We start from the raw sequence: 23,048 nt of genomic DNA on the forward strand, positions 1-23,048 counted from the left end.
TTTATATGTCGTCGATGTTCTAATTGGACTGCTTCAACGTGGCCGCATGGACGGTTGGCACGGGCGCGCCGTCGTGCGCGGCCTCCGACCGCGCGAGCTGCGCGCGCGTGCGTCGCGTGATGTGAATCACCGCGAACACGACCGGCGCGATCAGCAGGCCTTCCGCCAGCTCGGGATCGACCGGCAGGTTCATCACGTGCAGCGCCTTGAACGCCGCGGTCGCGAGCGACAGCACGTAGTACGAAATGGCTGCCACCGACAGCCCTTCGACCGCGTGCTGCAGATGAAGCTGGTTGCGCGCGGTGCGCTCCATGCCGGCCAGCAGGCGCGTCACGTCCTTTTCCTGCGCGAGATTCACGCGCGTGCGCAGCAGGTCGACCGCTCGCGCGATCCGCGCGGCGATCTGCTCGTGACGCGCCCACACGCTGCGGCAGGTTTCCATCGCCGGCGCGAAGCGCCGCTCCATGAATTCCGCGATCGTCGGCATTCCTTCGATGCGCTCCTCGCGCAGTTCCTGGATGCGCGCCAGCACGAGCTTTTCGTATGCACGCGACGCGCTGAAGCGGCCGCCGGACCCCGACAGCGCCTCGACCCGCACCGCGAGATGCGTGAGCTTCACGAGCAGGGCCGCGTCGTCGCCTTCGGCGCCGCTCGCGTCCATCCGCTGCATCAGCGCATGCAGCGCCGCGTGGATCTCGTCGAGCTCGCGGCTCATCCGCCGCGCGACCGGCAACGCAAGCAGCGCCATCATCCGGTACGTCTCGATTTCATACAGGCGCTGCAGCAGGCGGCCGCCCTGCTCCTCGCGGAAATCCTCGTCGACGACGAGAAAGCGCATGAAGCCGTCGTCGCGCACGTGCCAGTCGCAGAACACCTTGCCGCCGCCGAGCACGCTGCTGCCGACGAGCGCGGGCCCATCGATCCAGCGGCGCAGGTCGCCGCACACGAGCCGCGCGGCGTCGCCCGACAGCAACTCCATGCGCACCGCGACGAAGCGGATGCCCGCGAGCCGCGCGAACCAGGCGGCCGGGATCCCTTCGATCGCGAGATCGTCGAAATAGCCGGTGTCGCGACGCGGCGCGACGAACGTGAAGGTCGAGAATTCGGTGTGGCGTTCCCACTTCAGATGCCAGCCGCACGGCGACTGCACCGCGTAGTGGGTCGCGCCGTCCTGCGGCACGGCGATGCCGGTGTCGCGGCACAGCGCATGCAGCAGCGTTTCGTGGATGTCGGGCTGGCCGTCCGTGTAGATCGCGTAATGCGTGAGCGACACGGCTTCGGCGAGCCGCAGGAACGGCCGGGCATGCAATTCCGCGGCCAGTGCGGCGCGTAACGGATGATCCATCATCGGTACACCACTCTTCCCTGTTCAGTCCTGCACGCCGGTTCAGCCGGCCTGGCCGCCGCGTCGCCCTCGGGCACAACGCCAGCGTGATCGCACTATGGCAGACACACAGCAACAATAAAAACGCATAATGCTGATCGTTACGTTCAGTTTTCCTGATACCCATGAAGATGCTCGATCACGACGTGCTGGCCACCGTCGTCGCCGTCGCGGAAACCGGCAACATGACCCGCGCCGCCGAAGCGGTGAACCGCTCGCAGTCGGCCGTGAGCATGCAGATCAAGAGCCTCGAGGATGCGATCGGCCGGCCGCTGTTCGTGCGCAAGCCGCGCAGCATCGTGCTGACGCGCGAAGGCGAGGTGCTGCTCGGATTCGCCAGACGAATGCTGGCGCTGCGCGACGAGGCGTGGGCGGCCGTGGTGCGGCCGGAAGTGACCGGCAAGGTGGTCATCGGCGTGCCGGACGACTATGCGTCGTCGCTGCTGCCGTCGGTGCTGAAGAAGTTCTCGGCGACCTACCCGAAGGTCGAGATCCAGGTGATGGGGCTGCCGAGCAGCGCGCTCGCGCCGCTGATCAAGGACGGCACCGTCGATCTCGTGTGCGGCACGCGCATCAAGGGGCTGTCGGGCGACTTCATCCGCCACGAGCCGATGGCGTGGGCCGCGATGACGAACGGGCCGCGCGTGTGGGAAGAGCGGCCGTTGCCGATCGCGGTGTTCATGCCGGGCAGCGTCGCGCGCGAGAACGCGATCCGCAGCCTCGAACGCGCGAAGGTGCCGTACCGCACGTCATATGAAAGCCCCAGCCTGCTCGGGCTGCTCAGCATGGTCGAGGCCGGCCTCGCGGTCGCGCCGCTCGCGCGCTGCGCGATTCCGGCGCAACTGTCGATGCTCGGCCGCGCGCACGGGCTGCCCGATCTGCCGCCGCTCGAGCTGATCCTCGCGCGCAGCACGAAATCGAAGCGCCCGCCATGCGACTTTCTCGCGGAACAACTGATGGAAGATCTGCAACGGCAAACCGGCCAGACCAGCGACGTCTGAACCACGGTCAGGCGCGCGCCGGCCGCGTCGTCACGCACCGCCTGGGCGCGGATGACCGGCCGCGAGCATGGCCGCGTTGACGATGCCAGCCACCGTGTCGACGAGCGCTTCCAGCGTGTTACCGTGCACGTGCCGCCCGTTGGGCGGAATGCATTCGTTGCGCCGGCCGCCCCACTGCGACCCGGCCGTCACCGACAGCGTCGCGCCGAACCGGTTGCCGTGCCGCCGGCCGAAGATGCCGACGCGCTGCTCGCCCAGATACGCCTGCTCGGGAAGAAACAGCCGGATGTCGACCGCAACCTGATCGGGATCGCCGGCGCGCGTGTTCGCATCGACCGACGGCGCGAACGCCTTCGCGATGCGCAGCGTCACGTGCGAATCCCAGGCGGCCAGCGGGCCGCCGGCCGCGTCGACGCGTTCGATGTCGACCGACCAGTGATGGCGATCCGGCACCCGGATCGCCTGGCGCAGCAGCACGTCTGCCGTGCGAACCGTCACCAGCAACTGCCGGGCAAGCTGTCCGCCCGACGGCAGCGTCACCGCGCGCAGGCGGCCGCTCGCCGGACGCACGGTGTGCACTTTTTCCGTGAGGTACATGGATCCTCCCTGTCGAAGGGCCGGCGCCGCGTACGACGCGGCGCGCGAACGTCCGCCGCGACCGGCCGACGGACGGCACGGCGACCGGCGAAACGACGGCGAATCTGATACGGGTACGAGCAATCAGCGTTCCCGGGCCGGGCAAACCGGTGCGCCGACGTGCAAACGGCGCGCGACGGGGCCGATCACGGCATCGGTCTGCTGCGCGATCAGCATGTGCAGCGTGAAATCCAGGTCTTCGGGCGCGATGTCGAATTGCACGTGGATCACGTCGCGCACGGTGCGCGCGCTGACCACATACACGCCGAGCGGCGAATGCAGCAGCGCCGCGAGCCGGGCGTGCGCGAGCGCGCCGGTATCGGCCGTCAGCGTGACGGGCAACTGCAGGCGCGGGCGCGGCGGCGGAAACGGAATGACGGTGCCGTGGGCGCCGGCGCGCAGCTGGCGGCCGGCGGCGTCGAATGCGGGGACGGGATGGATGAAGGTCATGGCGAGGACGGCGGGCGTCCCGGCTGTTGGACACATCCCGAGCTTAGAAGGCGCCGCATAAATACCGTGCAAAAAATCGGTATTGCAGTGCAAAAAACGGCATGCCGGCACGTAGCGTGCCTGATGGCGCTGCCGGCGCCCCGTCAACGCTGACAGGACAACGGCCCGCGCCGCGCCGATACACTGTGCGCCACCTCGACGCCCGGCGTCCGGAAGCGCGGTATCACGCGGGCATCACGCCACCTCTCCGATGGCGGCCCTGCGCATCGTCACGATGCGGGCAGGCGGAATATTTGCCCACACGATCCGGCTGGCGCCGGCAACAAATGCCGGATCGCGCAGCGGATGACGGTCGGGCGATCGCAGGTCGTAGGTGAACTGGATCACCACACCGTCGAGCGACAGCACGCGCTGGCACTGATCGACGATCGCCGTCACGTCCTCGCGCGGCAGCGTGCGCAGCGGCAGGCACGACACGATCGCGTCGACCCGCGCGTCGGGCGGCAGCAGCCGCTCGAGCTGCCGCGCGTCGCCCGACACGATCGAGATACCGGGAAAACGTCGTCGCAGGTGCTGCACGAACGCCGGCGACCGCTCGACCACGACGAGGCGCCGCGGCGCGACGCCGCGCTCGAGCAACGCGGCGGTGATCGCGCCGGTGCCGCCGCCGAGTTCGACGACGAGCCCGTCGCCGTCCGGCACCGCATCGGCCATCTCGCGCGCCAGCTGCCGCGAACTCGGGCACAACGCGCCCACCGCGGCCGGGCGGCCGACCCACTCGCGCACGAACAGTGCCGAGACACGCAACGCGTTCGGCCAGGTCATCGGCCGACCTTGCGCGCTTGCGCGTTCAGCTTCGACGTGCCGATGACTGCAGGAAACGGGGCTACGGCGACTCGGGGCTCTTTCACGTGCATTCTCCTGGACAAATCGGTCCGCCGCGGCAAAGCGACGATCAATCGATTCTAGGAAATGCAAACTTAAGGCGACGTGAAGATTGTCCCTGATTGCGTCGCCGGTGCGGGCGTGCCGCCGCCGCATGCCCGATCAGCGGTCGACGCGCTGCTGAAGCTGCGCGGCCCGCATCCTCGGCGTGTCGCCGTCGGCGTTGAGCCATGCGATCCGCCATCTCGAGGCGCGGCTCGGCGTGCGCCTGTTCAACCGCACGACGCGCTCGGTGGCATTGACCGAGGCCGGCGAACAGTTGCTGCTGCGCGTGCGGCCCGCGGTCGCCGATCTCGAGGACGCGATCAACGACGCCGCGACCGCCCGCAACCGGCCGTCCGGCCAGATCCGGATCAGCGCGTCGGAATCCGCGTCGCGCCCGCTGATCCGGCATGTGCTGCCCGGTTTCGTCACGCGCTATCCGGACATTCATGTGGAATTCGTCGTCGATTCGCGGCTGATCGACATCGTCGAACACGGCTTCGATGCGGGCATTCGCGTGCACGAGGACGTGCCGCGCGACATGATCGCCGTGCGGTTCGACGACGCGGTCCGCTTCGTCGCGGTGGCATCCCCCGACTACCTGGCGCGACACCCGGCGCCGGACGGCCCGCAGGACCTCACGCGCCATCGGTGCCTCCGGTTCCGCTTCGAAAGCGGCGCACTCCATCGATGGGACCTGATGCGCGGCGGCAAGCGCGTCAGCGTCGACGTCGACGGACCGGTGACGCTCGGCAGCCTGAACCTGATGGTCGACGCGGCGCTCGCCGGCATCGGCATCGCGTGGGTCACGCAATCGCGGGTCGCCGAGCACCTGGCGGACGGCCGGCTGGTGCGCGTGCTGCCCGAATGGGAACAGACATTCGACAACCTGTGCCTCTACTATCCGGCGAACCGGCATCCGCCGGCCGCACTGCGGCTGTTCGTGGAGGCCGTGCGCGAATGGGCGTCCGCCGGCGGCGCGGCATCGCCCGACTGACGATTCGCGAACGCGCGCGGCGACATGCAGTCGGGGCCCGTTCGCTCACCGTTGCGTGCCCGGCCTTCGACACCGGCCGGGCCGGATCACGGGCCGACGCCATGCATACCGGCCGCCGCGGCCGCGGGTCCGTCACCCGCGCCGCACCGCCATCTCACCGCAGGTTGGTCCGCGCCAGCTCGACGATCTCGTCGCCGCGTCCGCTCAGGATCGCGCGCAACATGAACAGGCTGAACCCCTTCGCATGCGCGATCTCGATCTTCGGCGGCATCGCGAGCTCGTATTTCGACGTGACGACGTCGACGAGCGCCGGCCCGTCGTGCGCGAACGCGGTGCGCAGCGCGTGCTCGACGTTCTCCGAATGCTCGACGCGCACGCTGAAGATCCCCGCGCCTTTCGCGATCGCCGCGAAGTCGGTCGGGCTCAGGTCGACGTTCGTGTCGAGATAGCCGGCCGCCTTCAGCTCCATCGACACGAAGCCGAGCAGGCTGTTGTTGTAGACGACGATCTTGATCGGCAGGTTGAGCTGGCGCGCGCTCAGCAGATCGCCGAGCAGCATCGACAGGCCGCCGTCGCCCGACAGCGACACGACCTGCCGCCCCGGATGCGCGCCCTGCGCGCCGAGCGCCTGCGGCATCGCGTTCGCCATCGAACCGTGATTGAACGAGCCGTGCAGCTGGCGCTTGCCGTTCATCGTCAGGTAGCGTGCGGCCCACAGCGTCGGCGTGCCGACGTCGGCCGTGAAGATCGCGTCGTCGGCCGCGACTTCGTCGACGATCTTCGTCAGGTATTGCGGATGGATCGCGCGGCCCGGCGGCTCGGCCACCGCGAGATCGTCGAGCCCCTTGCGCGCGGCCGCGTAGTGCTTCAGCGCGTTCTCGAGGAAGCGCCGCTGCGTCTTGCGCGTGAGGCGCGGCAGCAGCGCCGCGATCGTTTCCTTCACGGTGCCGACGAGCCCGAGCGCGAGCGGCGCGCGATGGCCGAGCTGCGAGCCCTTCCAGTCGATCTGCGCGACCTTCGCGTTGGCCGGATAGAACGGCCGGTACGGGAAGTCCGTGCCGAGCATCAGCAGCGTGTCGCACGATTCCATCGCGTGATAGCCCGAGCTGAAGCCGATCAGCCCCGTCATCCCGACGTCGAACGGGTTGTCCCATTCGACGAACTGCTTGCCGCGCAGCGCGTGCACGACCGGCGCGCCGAGCGTGTCGGCCAGCGCGACCACTTCGTCGTGCGCGCCCTGCGTGCCGCTGCCGCACAGCAGCGTGACCGCGTCCGATTCGTTGAGCAGCGCCGCGAGCCGGTCGAGATCGGCGTCGGCCGGCAGGATCGACGGCGGCGCCGATTCGGTCCACGCCGGCGCTTCTTCCGGGCCGTCGCCGAGCGCGATGTCGCCGGGCAGCACGATCACCGCGACGCCGCGCTCTTCGATCGCGGTGCGCATCGCGCGCGCGAGCACGCGCGGGAACTGCGACGCATTGGTCACGAGTTCCGCGAAATGGCTGCACTCGCGGAACAGTTCCTGCGGATGAGTTTCCTGGAAGTAGCCGAGGCCGATCTCGGTCGACGGAATGTGCGCGGCGATCGCGAGCACCGGCTGATGATTGCGGTGGCAGTCGTACAGCCCGTTGATCAGGTGCAGGTTGCCGGGGCCGCAGCTGCCCGCGCACACTGCGAGCCGCCCGGTCGACGCGGCATCCGCGCCGGCCGCGAACGCGGCGCTTTCCTCGTGCCGCGTATGCATCCAGCGGATCGAGCCGATCTGGCCGAGGCTGAACGACAGCCCGTTCAGGCTGTCGCCCGTCACGCCCCAGATGCGTTCGATGCCCGCTGCCGCCAGCGTCTTCGCCAGGTATTCCGCCATCGTCTGTCTTGCCATGATGCCCTCGCTCGTTGATCGGTCGTCACACGATTGATCCGGCTTCGGCGGCCGCCGCCTTCGCCGATGACGGGACGAGCATACGCGATCGTGCCGAGCGACGTCGTGACGATGAACGCGCATCGCGCCCACGCGGCCGTGAGCCGTGAGCCGTGAGCCGTGAGCCGTGAGCCGTAAGCCGTAAGCCGTAAGCCGTGACCGATTGCGCTGCCGTTCGTCCCGTTCCGCGATGGCGGGCAAGCGTCACCGTTTCGTGGGCGCCCGCGCCGGCGGCCAACCAAGCGATCGGCCTCGCTCGGACGCCGGCTCGTCGTGATCGACGCGTGCGAGTCCTGCCGCCGACATCACCAAGCGCTACACCGGCAGCACATGCGTCGACAGGATCTCCTTGAGCACCATGAACGAGCGCACCTGCCGCACACCGGGCAGGTACAGCAGTTGTTCGGCATGCAGCCGGTTGAAGCTTTCGTTGTCGCGCGTGCGCACCAGCATGAAATAGTCGAATTCGCCGGTCACCACGTGGCATTCGACGCACCCCGACACTTTCTGCGCGGCCTTCTCGAATGCGGCGAATGCCTCCGGCGTCGAACGATCGAGCACGAAGCCGATCACGACCAGCATCCCGGCACCGAGCGGCTTCGGGTCGAGCAGCGCGACGATGCCGCGGATCAGCCCCATTTCCTTCAGCCGTTCGACCCGCCGCAGGCACGCCGGCGCGCTCAGCTTCACCTTCGCCGCGAGGCTCACGTTCGAGATCGACGCGTCCTGCTGCAACTGCCTGAGGATCGCGCGGTCGATGCGATCGAGTGCCGGCACGGCATCGGCCGGCGCTACGTTTCCGCGATCTAATTTCATTGCGTCTCCTGTCTGTTTAACGAACCAGAATTATCCACTCCATTCAAAACTCATCGATAACGTAGGTTTTCATCATTTATTTCGCAAGCTCATTTCGCGAGATCCTGCCTATCATTTTTCCATCGGGACACGGTGTGTCGGCCGCACCCGACCGATTCGAATTCCCGCCCACTGCCTTTCGGAGCAAACCCTGATGAACCTGCAACGTTTCCCCCGTTATCCGCTCACGTTCGGCCCGACGCCGATCCAGCCGCTCAAGCGCCTGAGCGCGCATCTCGGCGGCAAAGTCGAGCTGTATGCGAAGCGCGAGGACTGCAACAGCGGCCTCGCGTTCGGCGGCAACAAGACACGCAAGCTCGAATACCTGATCCCCGACGCGCTCGCGCAGGGGGCCGACACGCTCGTGTCGATCGGCGGCGTGCAGTCGAACCAGACCCGCCAGGTCGCGGCCGTCGCCGCGCATCTCGGGATGAAATGCGTGCTCGTGCAGGAACACTGGGTCAACTACGAGGATCCGGTGTACGACCGCGTCGGGAACATCCAGCTGTCACGCATGATGGGCGCCGACGTGCGGCTCGTTGCCGACGGCTTCGACATCGGCATTCGCCGCAGCTGGGAAGAAGCAATGGAGAGCGTGCGGCAGGCGGGCGGCAAGCCGTATCCGATTCCGGCCGGCTGCTCCGAGCATCCGCTCGGCGGACTCGGGTTCGTCGGCTTCGCGGAAGAAGTGCGCGAACAGGAAGCGCAGCTCGGCTTCAAGTTCGATTACGTCGTGGTCTGCTCGGTCACGGGCAGCACGCAGGCGGGGATGGTCGTCGGCTTCGCGGCCGACGGACGCGCGAATCGCGTGATCGGCATCGACGCGTCGGCGGCGCCGGAGCGCACACATGAACAGATCACGCGCATCGCACGGCACACGGCCGAACTGGTCGGGCTCGGGCGCGCGATCGACGAGCAGGACGTGGTGCTCGACACGCGCTACGCAGGGCCGGAATACGGACTGCCGAACGATGGAACGCTGGAAGCGATTCGCTTGTGTGCACGACTGGAAGGCGTGCTGACCGATCCCGTCTACGAAGGGAAATCGATGCACGGGATGATCGACAAGGTGCGTCGCGGGGAATTCGAGCCGGGATCGCGGGTGCTTTATGCGCATCTCGGCGGCGTGCCTGCGTTGAGCGCCTACTCGGAAATCTTCCGCAACGGGTGAGGTGAAGCCGACGCCGGCCCGGCGCACGTTCGAGCCGTTCGCGCTCGCATTCGTTCCCGGCGCGCTCGCCCGTCGTGCGCTCGGTGCTGCCGGCTTGCTTCACCCGTACCTCATCGGCATCGCGGCGCGCATCGCCGACGCACGCGTCGATCTCGACATATCGTTCGATATCGCACGGACGGTCGTCATCGTGACGGCCGTCCGTGCATCGGGCTACGCCTGCCGCGCGTGGATCGCAAGGCCAGGCTTGCCGTGCCGACTCCGCCGCGCCAGTATCGCAAGCAGCCCGGGCGGCAGCCATGACCGTCCTGAGCATGCCCCGCCGCCGCATCGGCAAGCGCGGCGCCATTCGGTTCAGATACCGGACAATCTCGACAGCGCGGCCTCCATCGCCGCGCGTATCTCCGGCCATGCCGGCTTCAGCGCATCGAGACCGCCCGCGGCCAGCATGTGCTCGCCTTTCGCGCATGCATCGCTCGAGTCCGCGTCGCCGGCCAGCGCGAAACCACCGCGCATCGAATGCAGCTCGCCGCTGAGGCAAGCGACATCGCCGCGCAGCAATGCGGCATCGATCGTCGCCAGCGAGTGCAGCGTCGCGGTCCGCAACTTATCGCGCATCTCTTCCGTCATGAGCGGCACCTGCCGGTCGACACGATCGGCCGGATGCGACGCCGTCGCGCCGCGTCCTCCGTGGCGCCGCAACACCGCTTCGAGCGCATCGATCGACAATGGCTTGAGCACGACTTCCACCGCCCCCGCCTGCGCACAGCGACGTCGATCCTCCTCGGTCGCATGCGCAGTCATCGCGATCACGGGCACCGTCGCCCCCTGCTCGCGCAGGAAGTTCGCGAGCGCGAAGCCGTCGAGTTCCGGCATGCCGAGATCGGTCAGCACCACGTCGAACGGCTGCGTGAAGAACGCGCGCATCGCCTCGACACCGTTCGCGACGAGCGTCGCGTCACAATGCAGCGCATCGAGCTGATCGCGCAACAGCGCACGGCTCGCGGGATGATCCTCCGCAACGAGCACGCGCAGCGGGGTCTCGTCGTCCGCGCATGCCGGCAACGTCAATGCGCCGGATTCCGCTTCGTCGAACGCGGCGCGCCATCCGGGCGGGGCGCCGGGCAACGGCAGCGACACAATGAAGGTCGCGCCCTTGCCCGGCCGGGTCTCGACTGCCAGGTCGCCGTGCATCAGCCGCGCGAGGCGCCGGCACAACGGCAGCCCGAGCCCCGTGCCGCCGAAGCGCCGGTAGATCGACGCATCGGTCTGGACATACACGTCGAACAACGTCGGCAGACTCTCCGGCGCAATGCCGATACCGGTGTCGCGCACCACCACCTCGACGCCACATGCTTGACCGGCGGTGCCGGCCGGGCGCGCTTCGATCGTCACGCTGCCGCGCTCGGTAAACTTGATGGCGTTGCTGACGAGATTCGACACGATCTGGCGCAGGCGAGTCGGGTCGCCGACATAACCGTCGGCCACCTGCGGCTCGATCGTGCATTCGAGCGCGAGGTGCCTGGCCGCCGCAAGCGGCTGGAAGATCGCGGCGACGTCGCGCAGAACCGCACGCAGATCGAACGGCACGGCCTCCAGCACCATCTGGTTCGATTCGGCCTTCGACAGATCGAGCACGTCGTTGATCACGCGCAGCAACGCATCCGACGACGCCATCACCGTCTGAAGGCGCCGCCGCTCGTCAGCCGGCAATGGCGCGCGCTCCATCAATTCCAGATTGCCGACGATCGCGTTCAGCGGCGTGCGGATCTCGTGGCTCATCGTCGCAAGGAACGTCGACTTGGCCTTGTTCGCATCGTCCGCCGCATGTCGGGCCTCGCGCAGCTTGTCCTCCATCTGCTTGCGCGCGGTGATGTCGGTCAGCGTACAGAGCAACACATCGACGCCGCGATAGCGGGTACGGACGATATGCGCCGCGAGATAGGTCGCGCCGCCGTCGACGAGGTCGATCGACAACTCGTGCGTGACGACGCGCGGTGCCCGCCCGCCCGCGATGCCGCGGTGGTAGGCCTGCCAGATGCGCTTGCCGAGCGACGCCGCCGTCCCGGTGTCGTCGTAGGCCTGCGCGGCCTCGTTGCGCACCATGGTGTCGCCGTTGGCGAGCGACAGCAGCATGAGCCCGGCCGGCGCCGTGCGAATCAGCGTGCGGTTCAGCGCCTCGCTTTCGATCAGCCGGATTGCACGACGGTTCGCCGGGCGCAGCGCGCGTCGATCGAACATGACGATCGCGAACCACACCGTTCCGATCGCCAGCAGCGCGAGACCGACTGCAATACCCAGGCGGACGGCCACGTCATCGAACAGGCTGCGCCACGAGATCGTCGCGGTCAGCACCTCGCGGAACCCCGGCATCCGGTCGCCGATGACGATGTTCATGCCGACGCGATGGGCCACCGCCCGTTCGCCACGGGCCGCATGCGCATAATCGAGCGCTCGGGCGGTCAGCACGGGATCGGCCTCGCGACCGGTCAGCACCCGCGCGTCCGGGTTGACCAGCGCGTAATCCTTGCCGACGGACGAGGAACGGAGAAAATCGTCGATCGCCGGTCGCGTGACCACGGCGAACCATGCGATCGGCTTGCCCTGCGGGTCGCGTACCGCCTGCACGAACCGCAGCACCGAGCGCCCGACCAGCGGGTCCTCGCGCCGGTCCAGCAGGATCTTCCGGTAATCCGATGCGGCCGCCGCCGATACGAAATCGGGCGGCGGCTGCAATTGCCGTATCAATGCCTTGATGTCGAAGCCGGCAGGCAGCGCCAGCACCTGCTTGACCAGCGGATACCCGGTCACGATGACGAAATTGCCGTCCGGATCGACAAGATACCCGCCCATTCCCGGATCGCCGGGCTGTTGCACCGGCATGCTGCCGGTGACGTCGACCTGCGCCAGCAGCCTGCCAAGCAAGGGCGCATAGGCCTTCGCCGGTTGCGATGACGAAGCGACCGCGAACGCGGCAAACGCCACGCGCCCCGCCTGGCCGACGGCGACCAGCCTGCCGCGATCGTCGACGAACCGCCCGAGCGTATCGGGCGATACGGCCGGACCGTGCCGGGCTATCAGCTCGAGGTTCTCGACATAGCGGTTCTGAAGTGCCCTGACCACCTCCATCTCCGCCAGCAGGTCGGCCTTGCGGACCAGGAACTCCGAACGGTACTGCGCAAGTGACTCCTGCAGATCGAGTCGCGCGACCAGTGCCGCGCAGACCAGCACGAACACCGTGATCGCGACGCCGCTCCCGTATAGCAGCCATTGCTGCTGGCGTCGCACGCGTCCTGGCTCGAACGGCTTGCGGCCCGCGACGGCGGTGGCGTGCGCAATCAGTGCTTTCAGTTTGGTGGGCATACGTGTCGTCGAAGTCGACCCGGCGCCGGCACGGCGTCATGCGCCGTCCGGGTCACTCGGTACCGCCCGCCGGTTGCGCGTCTACGCATTGGTCCCGGGCAATTCGGGCAGTTGCCCCTCGCTCGCATAGCGGATCAGGTCCGCGTCGCGGACGATGCCGAGCTTCTTCATCGCGCTCGACTTCTGCGAGCTGATCGTCTGCTTGCTCCGGTGAAGCTGGACAGCGATCTCGCCGACCGTCAGGCCGGCTCCGTAAAGTCGCACGACCTCGATTTCGCGGGCCGTCAGCGCGCGCGTGCCCGGCGACGTGTCGGCGCCCTCCAGCAATTGCTTGACGAACGGAGACAGATAATTCGCGCCGACATAAGCTGCGTGAACCGCGCCGACCAGATGCGAAATCGCGTCGGACTTGCTGAGGATGCACCCGACGCCCTGCCGTTGAATCGCATGCAGCACGCTCGGATTGTCGATCATCGTGATCGTCACGAGATGAAGCGCGGGATAGCGACGCTGCAGAAACGACAACAACGCGAGACCGTCGCCATACTTGCCGCCCGGCATCACGTAGTCGACGACGAGCACGTCGCTCTGCTGCTCGTCGAGCATCGCCACCAGGTCGGTCGAATTCGAGACAGTGCCAAGCAGCTTGATCGTGCTGCTGCCCGCGAGTGCCTGCGACATCCCGAGTGCGGACGAAGGATGATCGTCCGCCACCATCACTCGCACAAAAAATTCATCCATCTCTATTCTTCTCCCGATACACGCGGCCTGACGTGCCATGTTGTGCGACGCGCCGGGATTCGAATCGAACTCGCAACACGGTCGCGTTGCGATGTCCAGCGAACCGGGCGGTGCGCAGCGTAATTTTAAGATAATAGACGGGTTCTGCGTCGCCTCGAGCAATCGGGGCGGCCGCTTGCACCGGCGCGCGCCGCGCTTCCACGCGACCGCCGGCGCGCCGGCCGCCAGGCTCGGACACGGCGTCGCGACGGCAGACACGTTCGGCGATCCGCCGCCCACGCACACCCGATCGACGGCGCTCCCGACACCGTCGATCCATCCCGTCCCGCGAAACGGCCTGAGCCGCTGCCTAACGTTTGGCCACGGACTTGTCCGGTTCACCCGCCCCGTCGTCCGTGGCATGCTGCCACTCGGTGATGGCCCGCCGCTTCTGCGACGGCGACATCATCATGAATTCGTTCAGCCTCGTGAGGAAATCCCGTCTGGATTTCTCCGGCAGCGTCGCAAATCCAAGCAGCAGCCCGAACACCTTTCCCATATAGCGCACGGCCTTACCCTTCCTTCTTCAGTCTAAATCACGCGACATCTGTGCGATGCGGCGTGTCTGCCTTCCCCGTTCTGACGCCGGCGATCTATGCCGCCGTGGCATCGCTTTTTTTATCGTCCCGGCCAGTGCGCCACCGTGGCCGCAATTGCGCTCGACGCAGGCCGTTCGCCCTCCGCGGCGGCAGGAAACGCGATCCCGCGCTGTCGCGCGATGCGCGCCAGACCGCGACGCAGGTCGGCCAGCGTCACCGGCTTGGTCAACACGCACTCGACGTCCGATGCGGCGTAACGTCGCGCGTCGTCGGGCGCCAGATGCGATGCCACGACGATCATGTCGCACGGCAGCGTGCGCGCATGGACGGCTTCCGCGAGTTCGCCGGCCGACATGTCGGGCAGGTCGGCGCCGAGCAGCAACACGTCCCACGCACCGTTCGCGAGCGTATCGAGCGCGGCGCCGCCCGACGACACGCACCGGACCGCACAGCCGAGCACGTCGAGCTGCTCGCGAAAAATCGACCCGTTGACCGACGCATCGTCGGCGACCAGCACGCGCGGCACGCGCGCGCCGGAAGCCGCCGCAGGTCGATCGTCACCGGCAACGCCCGCCGGCGGGCGCCGCTGCTCGGCGGTTGCGACACGTGCGTGCTCGATCGCCGTGCGCAGCCCGTTCAGCGAGTAGCTCGACACGCGGATCGTGCGGCCCGCGATGTCCGGCTGCAGCGGACCGTCCGGTGTAGCGAGCACGACCGGCGCGCCGCCGCCGAGACTGTCGAGCTCCTCGCGCCGCCACTGGTCCGAATCGCCGAAGAGCACGATCGCGTGAGCACGCGCGAGGCACCCGGCGGCAATCCCGATCGGACTCGGATGCATCGCGACATCGAAACCCCATGCACGCAGATGCGGAAACGCGAACGCGCGCCACGCGTCCTCCGGCGACACGACGATCAGCGTCCGGCTGTCGCCAGCGCCGGCAGCGGCCGGCGATTTCGGCGCAATGCCCATGCGCAGCGGCACGCGCACGTTAAACAGGCTGCCGATGCCCGGTGCGCTGTCGACCGCAATCGTCCCGCCCATCGCCGCGACCAGCCGGTCGCACAGCGCGAGCCCGAGCCCCGTGCCGCCGTAGCGCCGCGTGATCGACGCGTCGACCTGCGAGAACGGCTTGAACAGCCTGGCCTGGTGCGCGGGATCGATCCCGATGCCCGTATCCTCGATGCCGATCGCGAGCTCGGGCGCCCCGTGCGCGTTCTGCCCCACCGCCACGCGCGCGACGATGCGCCCTGCGCCGGTGAACTTGATCGCGTTGCCCAGCAGGTTGCCGACCACCTGCGCGAGCCGCGTCGGATCGCCGCGCATGCGCTGCGCCCCGCTCGCATCGATATCGGCGAACAGCGGCAACCCTTTCGCCTTTGCGACGGGCGCGAACGCCGCCAGTTCGCGCTCGATCACGGCGATCACGTCGAACTCGATCGACTCGACCGACATCGCGCCGGCCTCGATCTTCGAGAAATCGAGGATGTCGCTGACGATCGCGAGCAGGCCCTCGGCCGAGGCGCGCAGCGTCTGCACGCGACTCTGCTGTGACGCATCGAGCGCCGTGCGCCCGAGCAGTTCGAGGTTGCCGAGGATCACGTTGAGCGGCGTACGAATCTCGTGGCTCGTCGCGGCGAGAAACGACGACTTGGCCGCATTCGCCGAATCGGCCGCGCGCACGGCTTCCTCGAGCTGATGCACGAGCCGGCGCTGCGCGGTCGTGTCGGCGAAAGCCGCGATCAGCACGTCCTCGCCCTGGTAACGCGCGCTGCGCGCGATGATCTCCAGATGCAACGGCGCGGCGCCGTCTGCATCGAGCACGAGCTCGGTCATCATCGTCCGCCCCGCCCCGCCGTTCGCGATGAACGCGTCGTATTGCTCCAGCACCTGCGCGGTCAGCGCATGGTGATCGCCGCCGTGCGGCACGAGCATCTGCGCCAGCACGTCGCTCGCGAGCATCACGCGGCGATCGGACAGCGACACGAGGCCGATCCCGACCGGTGCCATCGCGATCACGCTGCGGCACAGCGCCTCGCTCTCGAACACACGCGCCGAACGCGCATAGACCGGCACGAGCACGCGCCGGTGGAAACGCACGAGCAGCAGCCACATCACGGCGATCGCGACGAGCGTCGCCGCCGCGAGCGCGCCGGCCTGCACGCCGATGGCGGCCGCCACATCGGCCCACGACAGCGCGTACGCGATCGTCCAGCCCGTAGAGGCGAGCCGGCTGCGGAACACGATCGCGCCGTCGCGAAAGAGCGGCTCGCCGGACGGCCGAGCGCCGTGCGCGACGTCGAGCCCCAGCAAGCGCTCGGTCAGCGCGTTGGTCCGCTCGACGTCGGGGTCGATCGCAATGAGCCGGTTGTCCGCCGACACGACGAAGAAGGTGCCGGCCAAACCGCGTCCGGGCAGCCACGACAGCAGGTATTCCGGCGCGTATTCGGTGACGAGCACCGCGAACGGCCGACCGCCGGCGCGCGCCTCGGCGGCGATCCGGATGCGCACCTGCCCCGTCACCGGGTTGACGTAGGGCGGCAGCCAGCGCACGTTCGGCCGGCCGTCGGCCGGGGCGCGCGCGGCGCCGTCGAAATCGACGTGCAGCGCGGCGAGCACGTCGGCACGCGCGCGCGCCGACGCAAGCGCGGGATTGTCGCGCGACAGATGCGGCACGAAGCCGAACAGGCCGGTACGCGTACTGTAGTGATAGCCCTCCAGCGTACGCCCGCGATTGATCGAACTCGCCGCGCAGATGCGCGACAGCAGGAACGACAGCGCGAGGTAGCGCGCGACTTCGTCGCGCTGCGCGGTTTGTCCCGGCACGCCGACCACGAGCGATGGATACGGCGTGATCGCCAACTGCTGACCGTTGGCGAAGAAGGCGTTCACGACATCGGCGGGCGCGGCGCCCGTTTCGCGCCAGATCAGCTGCGTGTTCGCGACGCCGTTGCGGAATGACGTCTCGGCCACCTGCATCTCGTCGACGGCTTCCTCGACGCCGTTCAGGAAATTGCGCCGCTCGGCGTCCAGATAGCCGTAAACGATCGACGTGATCCCGAGCCCGCAGGCGATCAGGATCAGGATCGTGACGACGATGCCGCCCCCTAACATCGAAATGCTCTGGTAGCGGCGAATGGACTGAAGCGTGCTGTATGACATGACTCGGCGTGACGGCGCCCGGGATGCGGAACATGCGGCAAATTCCCTGCCGGGCGGGGCGTCACGATGGATACATTGGGGATAGCGATATCCCGATCATGCCAAACGACACTGCGGAAATCAGTCGTGCATTATCCTTTTAGTACACGTCTGATTTGTTTTTATTCTTGTTTTGAACTCGAACGAATCTTCGCGACGGAATCGCACGCGACGCCCTGTCCGGTCGGACAAGTCACGAGACCGCTGACGGTCCGCGCGCGCACATGCAATACCGTCGGCAGGCCGGCGGCAAGAGATGCATCCACGGACGATGCGGCGCACCCGAGGTACGCGGTTCGACCCGCGCGGAACGCCCGGCAAGGGCCGGCCCGCGCGATGCGCGCCGGGTCGGCAGCGTCCGCTCAGTTCTGCGTGAGCGGATTCAGCGTCGTGCACTGGAAACTCGTGCGGTTTCCGGCCTCCCGCCGCGATCGACAGCCACGTGTCCGCTTCGCGCGGATCGGAGCCCATCTCCTCGAGGCCGAACAGGTAGAAACTGCCGAGCGCCTTCTGCGCGTTCAGGTCGCCGCGCTCGGCGTCGTCGCGCATCCACTTGAGTGCCTGATAGCTGTCCTGGCGCACGCCGTCGCCGCGGAAATAACGCAGCCCGAGGTCGTAGGCGGCCTTCGGCTGGCGCGTCGCGGCCTGCTTCAGCGACACGATGCGCGGATCCTCGCGGTCTTCCGAATCGCCCCTTTTTTGATAGGACACCTGATCTTTAGGGTGATCGGAACGACCCGTGTCGCCGCAGATCACCCGTTTTGCTGGTAATGGACGGATCCTGCGCACACGCGGCCAGCAACAGCAGCCCCGGCGCCAGTCAACGGCGAACCATTTGTGCTTCCACACTTCTATTTGCGCCGCACTGCTCCGCGCTATCCCGCCCCGCGAGCGCGTACCCGGTTTGCGTGCGGCGAGGCGAATACAATTCACCCACGCCGACACGCAGTCCAAGGCTCTCTCAGGCTCTCTCAGGCTCTCTCTTCGAATCGTTCAGTCACTTCGTCGGCGTCGTTTCGCGCCGGGTCGACTGCCGCCAACCGCGCCCTCCAAACATGACGCAACAAACAATAGTGACGTGGTGAGCAATAATAATGGAGAAATATGGCATGTCAAGGTGATTCGTGATTTCAAAGTTTGCGTATCGCGTCACTTTTGAATATGCTCTTCGTCGCGAAAACCCAGGAGACCCCATCGAGATGTCCAATAGCGAGCAGGCCAACGTCGATCTCATCACCGCCACCAAGGTGCGCGATCTGCTGACGCGCAACGGTATTCCGCCGCGCAGTCACAACACGACGATCGCGAACGTGCTGGGTCTCAGTTTCTCGGTCGTCACGCGCAAGATGAAAGGCCTGATCCCGTGGAACCTGTCGCAGTTGCAGGACATCGCGACGCACTTCGGCGTGCCGCCCGCGATCCTGCTCGACGACAAGGGCACGCAGCCGGCCGCCGCCGAAATGATCGACGCGACGCTCGTGATCGAGTCGCGCCGCTTTCGCTGCCGTGCGGCGATCTCGGCGAAGGCCAGCAGCCAGATCGAAACGGATTTCGTCGCGCTGCAGTGGCAGGGCGAATGGATCGTCACCGAACGCCAGCACGCGCGCGAAGGCCGCACCTATCCGGTCGACGTCATCGAGCTGCGCTCGAGCCAGCCGACCGTCTATGCAGCGCGGATCGCCGTGGTTGACGATTCGCGGGACGTCGCCGAAACCGTGTGCGAATACTTCATCGAAAAAGGCGTGAACGCGGTCCCCTACTATGACGGCGCATCGTTCCGCAAGGCGCTGGAAGTCGAGGACTTCGACGGCTACATCCTCGACTGGATGCTCGGCGACCAGACGGCCGCCGAGCTCGTGCGCGGCATCCGGTCGAGCGAAAACGGCGGCGCGCCGATCTTCCTGCTGACCGGCAAGATCTCCACCGGCGAAGCGAGCGAGGACGAGATCGCGCATATCGTGTCGCACTACAACGCGCGCTGCGAGGAAAAGCCGGTGCGCCTGCCGATCCTGTTCGCCGAAGTCGCGCGCGAACTGAAGATCGCGCTGCCGGCCGTCCCGGCCGCCGCCGCCGCGAGCTGAGACCACCACGAAGTCCGACCATCACACGAACACGACCAAGGGGAAACACATGCGAATCTCGACGATCTGGATCAAGAGCCTGGTCACGGCCGGCCTGCTCGGCATGGCTGCCGCGTGCTGGGCCGCGTCGTTTACGTTCACCGTCGACGGCAAGATCGGCCGCAGCAACCAGCCCGGCAAGACGACGTTCGTCTTTTCCGAGCAGGCGCTGATGGCGCTGCCGCAATACACGATCGTCACGTCGACGAGCTGGACGCCGAAGGCGACCTTCACCGGCCCGCGCCTGTCCGACGTGCTGAAGACCGTCGACGCGCACGGCACGCAGATCGAGTTCCGCTGCATCGACGAATACACGTTCACGATCCCCGTGTCGGATGCCGACAAGTACGGCGTGATCCTTGCGCGCACGATGAACGGCAAGGTGCTCGGCAACGACAACTACGGGCCGCTGTGGATCATGTATCCGCGCGACCAGTATCCCGACGAGCTGAAGACGCCGCTCGGCGAAGCCAAGTTCGCGTGGCAGATCATCGGCCTGACCGTGAAGTAAGCGCACGACATGAAGCGCGGGCGGTGGAAGAACAGAAAGATCATCCTGGTCCTGGGATCGCTGTGGATCCTGGGATTCGCCGCGTGGGCATTCCTGCTGTGGGACCTGCTCGCGACGTCGGTCAACGAGGGCGTGCTCGAAGGGCCGCGTGAAGGCGTGTTCTGGACCGCCGCGCAATACCGCAACGTCTACACGCGCTTCGATCGCCAGCTGATCCTGTACGCGACGCACGTCGACGACGACTTCGATCACGTGCAGATGCAGCTCGACAGCCTGTCGGTGTCGTTCGGGTTCCTGCAGCGGCCGTCCGAGGTGTCCGAATACTGGCTGCGCATCCCGCGCGCGCGGGCCGAGATCGCGCTGCTCGCCGAATTCATGGCGCGCCTGAAGCAGGAAGTGCCGTTGCTGCGCACCGCGCCGAACGGCGCGCAGCGCGTGATCGACCAGGTCAACGCGTACTGGCCGAAGGTCAACGGCCTCGCGAACTCCTTCCGCGCGATCGAGATGGCGCAGCGCGACTTCACGTTCCATCAGCTGAGGGAAAAGCAGCGGGCGATCCTGGCGCTCGGGATCATCCTCGGCGTGATCCTGTGCGCGCTGTTCCTGCTGCTGTTCTATACGATGCGCACGCGCGACGACCTGCTCGAGCGGCAGGATGCAGCGCTCGATGCGGAGCGCAAGGCGTCCGATCGCGCATTCGAGATGATCGAGGCGAAGAATGCGTTCCTCGGGATGGTCAGCCACGAACTGCGCACGCCGCTGCAGGCGATCTGCGGATCGATCGAGATCCTGCTCGCGCGGCCGCAGTCCGACGCGAACCTGAAGACGATCCGGCGGCTGCAGAATTCCGCGTCGTCGCTCGAAGCGCTGGTCAAGGACCTGACCGATTACATCAAGCTGCGCTCGACCAAGCGTCTCGCCGAAACCGAGACCGTCGGCATGGCCTCGCTGCTCGCCGAAGTGCTCGACCCGCTGCGCGAGAAGATCGCGGCCAAGCGGATCGTGGTCGCGCAGCAGGTCGAGCCGCCGGACCTCGCGATCCGCTCGGATCGCAAGCTGTTGCGGCAGGTGCTGTCGAACCTGATCGAGAATTCGGTGAAATACACCGTCGACGGATCGATCGACGTATCCATCATGCTCGTCGACACGCCGGCCGGCCGGCAGCTGAGACTCGCCGTGCGGGACACGGGCGCCGGTATCGCGAAGCAGCATCTGTCGAAGATCTTCGAGCCGTTCTACCGCGCGAACGACGCGGTCGGCCTGCATGTGGACGGGATCGGGATGGGGCTCGCCGTCGTGCGCGAGATCGTGACGACACTGCGCGGCCATGTGGACGTGCGCAGCGCCGTCGGCGAGGGCAGCGAGTTCGTCGTGACCCTGCCGGCCGAAGCGCCGGATGCCGGCGAAACCGCCGGCGACGCGCCCGCATGGCCGGCTGCAGCCGCGCATCGCAACCGCCGCGCGCTCGTGGTCGACGACAACGACAACGCGCGCGAAACGCTCGGCGCGATGCTGTCGGCGCTCGGCCTCGACGCCGATCTGTGCGGCACCGGGCAAGAAGGCATCGCCCGTTTCGGCGACGCGCATTACGACCTCGTCGTGCTCGATCTCGAACTGCCGGACCTGAGCGGCTTCGAAGTCGCGCACCGCATCCGGATGGTCGCGCAACCGGACGACCACGGAAGGTTTCCTTCGATTCTCGGCGTCAGCGCGTACGAATCGGCCGCGCTGCGCGAGAACCAGCGGGTGTTCGACGAATTCCTGCCCAAGCCCGTTCATCTGCGCGAACTCGGCGCGCTCGTCGAGAAGCTGCTCGGCTGAACGCGCGGCGATGCGTCACGGGCCGACCTGCCTGCCCGCCCGTTTCCCGCGTTTACTCGCCGATCAGATGCAGCACGACGTCGCGCCGATGCGCCGCGCGACGATGCTCGAACAGGTAGATGCCCTGCCAGGTGCCGAGCACCATGCGTCCGTGCTCGACCGGGATCGACAGTTGCACCTGCGTGAGCGCCGTGCGCAGATGCGCGGGCATGTCGTCGGGCCCTTCGGTGTCGTGCTCGTAGCGCGTGTCGTCCTCGGGTGCGAGCGTCGCGAAGTAGCGTTCGAGATCGCGCTGCACCGACGGATCCGCGTTCTCCTGGATCAGCAGCGACGCGGACGTATGGCGGCAGAACACGGTCAGCAGCCCGGTGCGGATCGCCTGCTGGTCGACGAATGCGCGCACCTGCGGCGTGAACTCGACGAGGCCGCTCCCGCGCGCGTCGACGCCGATGTGCGTGATGGCCTGTTGCATGATGACGTCCTCAGGCGAGCGCGGCGAAGCCGTCGGCTTCGATCTGCTGCGCGTCGGCGGGACGCACGACGCGCGCGACTTCGACCCCGTCGCGCAGGAATACGAGCGTCGGCCACAGCTTCACGCCGAACGACCGGCCGAGCGGCCGGCCCGGGCCATCCTCGATCTTCAGGTGCCGCACGGCCGGATGCGCGGAGACCGACGCGACGATCGCAGGCTGCGCGCCCGCGCAGATCCCGCACCAGTTCGCGCCGAATTCGATGACGGTGGCACCGGCCAGTGCGTCGACTTCCGCGCGCGTCGGCGCATTGGCGGTGTAGCGTTGCTCAGTGTCCATCGGGGCCCTCGTGTGCAATGGCGGAACGTGGCCGCCACGTGCCGGCGTGGGCGGCAGATGCGGCCGGTGATTTCCTACTGTAGCGGAAAAGTGCGTGCGATGCCGACGGCCCGGATGACGTGATCGGCTAAGATACGGGCCGATTGGCCCATGACCGAACCGACGGAGTGTTTCAGTGATTCAACCGACCCAAGTATTCAAGGACAACCTCGCGCAACTGCCGGCCATCGACGGCATCGCGCGCATCGATCTCGTCGGCGCGAACGGCGATGTGGTCGCCAGCATCGAGAACCAGCCGGGCAAGCAGGGCTCGCTCGCGGTGTACAACTACCTGAAGCAGGCGTTCGGCGCGCTCGATGCGAAGGCCGCCGAACACGGTCTCGCGGTATTCGCGGAGCATACCGCCGACGCACGCAACCGCCCGGGCGCACACCCGAACGTCGATCGTCTGCTGGCGATCGTCGACGGTGGCGACGCACTGCGGATCGACGTGATCGCGAAGGACTGAGTCCGCGTGCGTCGCATCGCCGCCGCCCAGGCGTTTGCCCGCCGCGTCGCCTCGCTCGCGGC

Annotated in this window: 18 protein-coding genes and 2 pseudogenes; 7 read left to right on the forward strand and 13 right to left on the reverse strand. The window is 67.4% G+C overall.

Annotation, left to right across the window (positions count from 1 at the left end):
• Window positions 1-19 precede the first annotated feature (19 nt).
• Window positions 20-1,348, reverse strand: coding sequence for a DUF3422 family protein (locus tag DIE21_RS23485; RefSeq protein WP_124499962.1), 1,329 nt, complete (start codon window positions 1,346-1,348; stop codon window positions 20-22).
• Window positions 1,349-1,509: 161 nt separating this feature from the next.
• Here DIE21_RS23485 and DIE21_RS23490 point away from each other — a divergent pair, with 161 nt between their 5' ends.
• Window positions 1,510-2,385, forward strand: coding sequence for a LysR family transcriptional regulator (locus DIE21_RS23490; RefSeq protein ID WP_124499963.1), 876 nt, complete (start codon window positions 1,510-1,512; stop codon window positions 2,383-2,385).
• A 30-nt stretch (window positions 2,386-2,415) separates the two neighbouring features.
• Here DIE21_RS23490 and DIE21_RS23495 read toward each other — a convergent pair whose 3' ends face one another.
• The 3 genes from DIE21_RS23495 to DIE21_RS23505 form a co-directional block, all read right to left on the reverse strand.
• Window positions 2,416-2,982 (reverse strand): hypothetical protein, encoded by a 567-nt coding sequence (locus DIE21_RS23495; protein ID WP_124499964.1) that lies wholly within the window; start codon window positions 2,980-2,982, stop codon window positions 2,416-2,418.
• Between the two features lie 123 nt (window positions 2,983-3,105).
• Window positions 3,106-3,471: a hypothetical protein gene (locus DIE21_RS23500; RefSeq protein ID WP_124500021.1), complete on the reverse strand. Its 366-nt coding sequence runs from the start codon at window positions 3,469-3,471 to the stop codon at window positions 3,106-3,108.
• Between the two features lie 234 nt (window positions 3,472-3,705).
• Window positions 3,706-4,296: a class I SAM-dependent methyltransferase gene (locus DIE21_RS23505; RefSeq protein ID WP_124499965.1), complete on the reverse strand. Its 591-nt coding sequence runs from the start codon at window positions 4,294-4,296 to the stop codon at window positions 3,706-3,708.
• A gap of 250 nt (window positions 4,297-4,546) precedes the next feature.
• Here DIE21_RS23505 and DIE21_RS23510 point away from each other — a divergent pair.
• Window positions 4,547-5,395, forward strand: a pseudogene (locus DIE21_RS23510) (LysR family transcriptional regulator); the annotation flags it as partial.
• A 154-nt stretch (window positions 5,396-5,549) separates the two neighbouring features.
• Here the strand turns inward: DIE21_RS23510 and poxB are convergent.
• Window positions 5,550-7,271, reverse strand: a complete 1,722-nt coding sequence (poxB, locus tag DIE21_RS23515; protein ID WP_124499967.1) for a ubiquinone-dependent pyruvate dehydrogenase — start codon at window positions 7,269-7,271, stop codon at window positions 5,550-5,552.
• 354 nt (window positions 7,272-7,625) lie between these two features.
• Complete coding sequence (locus DIE21_RS23520) at window positions 7,626-8,126, reverse strand: Lrp/AsnC family transcriptional regulator (RefSeq protein ID WP_124499968.1); 501 nt, start codon at window positions 8,124-8,126, stop codon at window positions 7,626-7,628.
• 193 nt (window positions 8,127-8,319) lie between these two features.
• Between DIE21_RS23520 and DIE21_RS23525 the strand changes: the two genes are divergently transcribed.
• Window positions 8,320-9,336, forward strand: a complete 1,017-nt coding sequence (locus DIE21_RS23525; protein ID WP_124499969.1) for a 1-aminocyclopropane-1-carboxylate deaminase — start codon at window positions 8,320-8,322, stop codon at window positions 9,334-9,336.
• A gap of 354 nt (window positions 9,337-9,690) precedes the next feature.
• Here the strand turns inward: DIE21_RS23525 and DIE21_RS23530 are convergent, their stop codons facing one another.
• The 5 genes and pseudogenes from DIE21_RS23530 to DIE21_RS23550 all read right to left on the reverse strand — a co-directional run.
• A complete protein-coding gene (locus DIE21_RS23530) occupies window positions 9,691-12,699 on the reverse strand; it encodes an ATP-binding protein (protein WP_124499970.1) in 3,009 nt (1,002 codons plus the stop codon).
• Window positions 12,700-12,780: 81 nt separating this feature from the next.
• Window positions 12,781-13,440: a response regulator gene (locus tag DIE21_RS23535; RefSeq protein WP_124499971.1), complete on the reverse strand. Its 660-nt coding sequence runs from the start codon at window positions 13,438-13,440 to the stop codon at window positions 12,781-12,783.
• 349 nt (window positions 13,441-13,789) lie between these two features.
• Window positions 13,790-13,978, reverse strand: a complete 189-nt coding sequence (locus DIE21_RS23540; protein ID WP_124500022.1) for a hypothetical protein — start codon at window positions 13,976-13,978, stop codon at window positions 13,790-13,792.
• Window positions 13,979-14,097: 119 nt separating this feature from the next.
• On the reverse strand, window positions 14,098-17,178 hold the full coding sequence (locus DIE21_RS23545; protein WP_124499972.1) for an ATP-binding protein: 3,081 nt from the start codon (window positions 17,176-17,178) through the stop codon (window positions 14,098-14,100).
• A 459-nt stretch (window positions 17,179-17,637) separates the two neighbouring features.
• A pseudogene (locus DIE21_RS23550) lies at window positions 17,638-18,037 on the reverse strand (tetratricopeptide repeat protein); the annotation flags it as partial.
• 379 nt (window positions 18,038-18,416) lie between these two features.
• Here DIE21_RS23550 and DIE21_RS23555 point away from each other — a divergent pair.
• Genes DIE21_RS23555 through atsR form a run of 3 tightly spaced genes read left to right on the forward strand, consistent with a single transcriptional unit; the run spans window position 18,417 to window position 21,669 of the window.
• Complete coding sequence (locus DIE21_RS23555; RefSeq protein WP_124499973.1) at window positions 18,417-19,298, forward strand: helix-turn-helix domain-containing protein; 882 nt, start codon at window positions 18,417-18,419, stop codon at window positions 19,296-19,298.
• A gap of 49 nt (window positions 19,299-19,347) precedes the next feature.
• Window positions 19,348-19,848 (forward strand): molybdopterin-dependent oxidoreductase, encoded by a 501-nt coding sequence (locus DIE21_RS23560; RefSeq protein WP_124499974.1) that lies wholly within the window; start codon window positions 19,348-19,350, stop codon window positions 19,846-19,848.
• Window positions 19,849-19,857: 9 nt separating this feature from the next.
• A complete protein-coding gene (atsR, locus tag DIE21_RS23565) occupies window positions 19,858-21,669 on the forward strand; it encodes a hybrid sensor histidine kinase/response regulator AtsR (RefSeq protein WP_124499975.1) in 1,812 nt (603 codons plus the stop codon).
• 52 nt (window positions 21,670-21,721) lie between these two features.
• Here the strand turns inward: atsR and DIE21_RS23570 are convergent, their stop codons facing one another.
• Complete coding sequence (locus DIE21_RS23570; protein ID WP_124499976.1) at window positions 21,722-22,141, reverse strand: secondary thiamine-phosphate synthase enzyme YjbQ; 420 nt, start codon at window positions 22,139-22,141, stop codon at window positions 21,722-21,724.
• 10 nt (window positions 22,142-22,151) lie between these two features.
• Complete coding sequence (locus DIE21_RS23575; protein ID WP_124499977.1) at window positions 22,152-22,478, reverse strand: thioredoxin family protein; 327 nt, start codon at window positions 22,476-22,478, stop codon at window positions 22,152-22,154.
• Between the two features lie 175 nt (window positions 22,479-22,653).
• Here DIE21_RS23575 and DIE21_RS23580 point away from each other — a divergent pair, with 175 nt between their 5' ends.
• The gene (locus tag DIE21_RS23580) at window positions 22,654-22,986 is read left to right on the forward strand and encodes a DUF2322 family protein (RefSeq protein WP_124499978.1); all 333 of its coding nucleotides are present in this window, start codon (window positions 22,654-22,656) and stop codon (window positions 22,984-22,986) included.
• Window positions 22,987-23,048: the final 62 nt, after the last annotated feature.

The sequence above is a fragment of the Burkholderia sp. Bp9140 genome, assembly GCF_003853425.1.
In the GTDB taxonomy this organism is placed as follows: Bacteria; Pseudomonadota; Gammaproteobacteria; order Burkholderiales; family Burkholderiaceae; genus Burkholderia.

What these genes read in the sequence shown, in the direction of transcription:
- DIE21_RS23540 (WP_124500022.1), bottom strand. Translation starts at nt 13,978, where the DNA reads ATGGGAAAGGTGTTCGGGCTGCTGCTTGGATTTGCGACGCTGCCGGAG.
- DIE21_RS23495 (WP_124499964.1), bottom strand. Translation starts at nt 2,982, where the DNA reads ATGTACCTCACGGAAAAAGTGCACACCGTGCGTCCGGCGAGCGGCCGC.
- DIE21_RS23545 (WP_124499972.1), bottom strand. Translation starts at nt 17,178, where the DNA reads ATGTCATACAGCACGCTTCAGTCCATTCGCCGCTACCAGAGCATTTCG.
- DIE21_RS23520 (WP_124499968.1), bottom strand. Translation starts at nt 8,126, where the DNA reads ATGAAATTAGATCGCGGAAACGTAGCGCCGGCCGATGCCGTGCCGGCA.
- DIE21_RS23525 (WP_124499969.1), top strand. Translation starts at nt 8,320, where the DNA reads ATGAACCTGCAACGTTTCCCCCGTTATCCGCTCACGTTCGGCCCGACG.
- DIE21_RS23505 (WP_124499965.1), bottom strand. Translation starts at nt 4,296, where the DNA reads ATGACCTGGCCGAACGCGTTGCGTGTCTCGGCACTGTTCGTGCGCGAG.
- DIE21_RS23485 (WP_124499962.1), bottom strand. Translation starts at nt 1,348, where the DNA reads ATGATGGATCATCCGTTACGCGCCGCACTGGCCGCGGAATTGCATGCC.
- DIE21_RS23535 (WP_124499971.1), bottom strand. Translation starts at nt 13,440, where the DNA reads ATGGATGAATTTTTTGTGCGAGTGATGGTGGCGGACGATCATCCTTCG.
- DIE21_RS23575 (WP_124499977.1), bottom strand. Translation starts at nt 22,478, where the DNA reads ATGGACACTGAGCAACGCTACACCGCCAATGCGCCGACGCGCGCGGAA.
- DIE21_RS23500 (WP_124500021.1), bottom strand. Translation starts at nt 3,471, where the DNA reads ATGACCTTCATCCATCCCGTCCCCGCATTCGACGCCGCCGGCCGCCAG.
- DIE21_RS23560 (WP_124499974.1), top strand. Translation starts at nt 19,348, where the DNA reads ATGCGAATCTCGACGATCTGGATCAAGAGCCTGGTCACGGCCGGCCTG.
- DIE21_RS23490 (WP_124499963.1), top strand. Translation starts at nt 1,510, where the DNA reads ATGAAGATGCTCGATCACGACGTGCTGGCCACCGTCGTCGCCGTCGCG.
- poxB (WP_124499967.1), bottom strand. Translation starts at nt 7,271, where the DNA reads ATGGCAAGACAGACGATGGCGGAATACCTGGCGAAGACGCTGGCGGCA.
- atsR (WP_124499975.1), top strand. Translation starts at nt 19,858, where the DNA reads ATGAAGCGCGGGCGGTGGAAGAACAGAAAGATCATCCTGGTCCTGGGA.
- DIE21_RS23570 (WP_124499976.1), bottom strand. Translation starts at nt 22,141, where the DNA reads ATGCAACAGGCCATCACGCACATCGGCGTCGACGCGCGCGGGAGCGGC.
- DIE21_RS23555 (WP_124499973.1), top strand. Translation starts at nt 18,417, where the DNA reads ATGTCCAATAGCGAGCAGGCCAACGTCGATCTCATCACCGCCACCAAG.
- DIE21_RS23530 (WP_124499970.1), bottom strand. Translation starts at nt 12,699, where the DNA reads ATGCCCACCAAACTGAAAGCACTGATTGCGCACGCCACCGCCGTCGCG.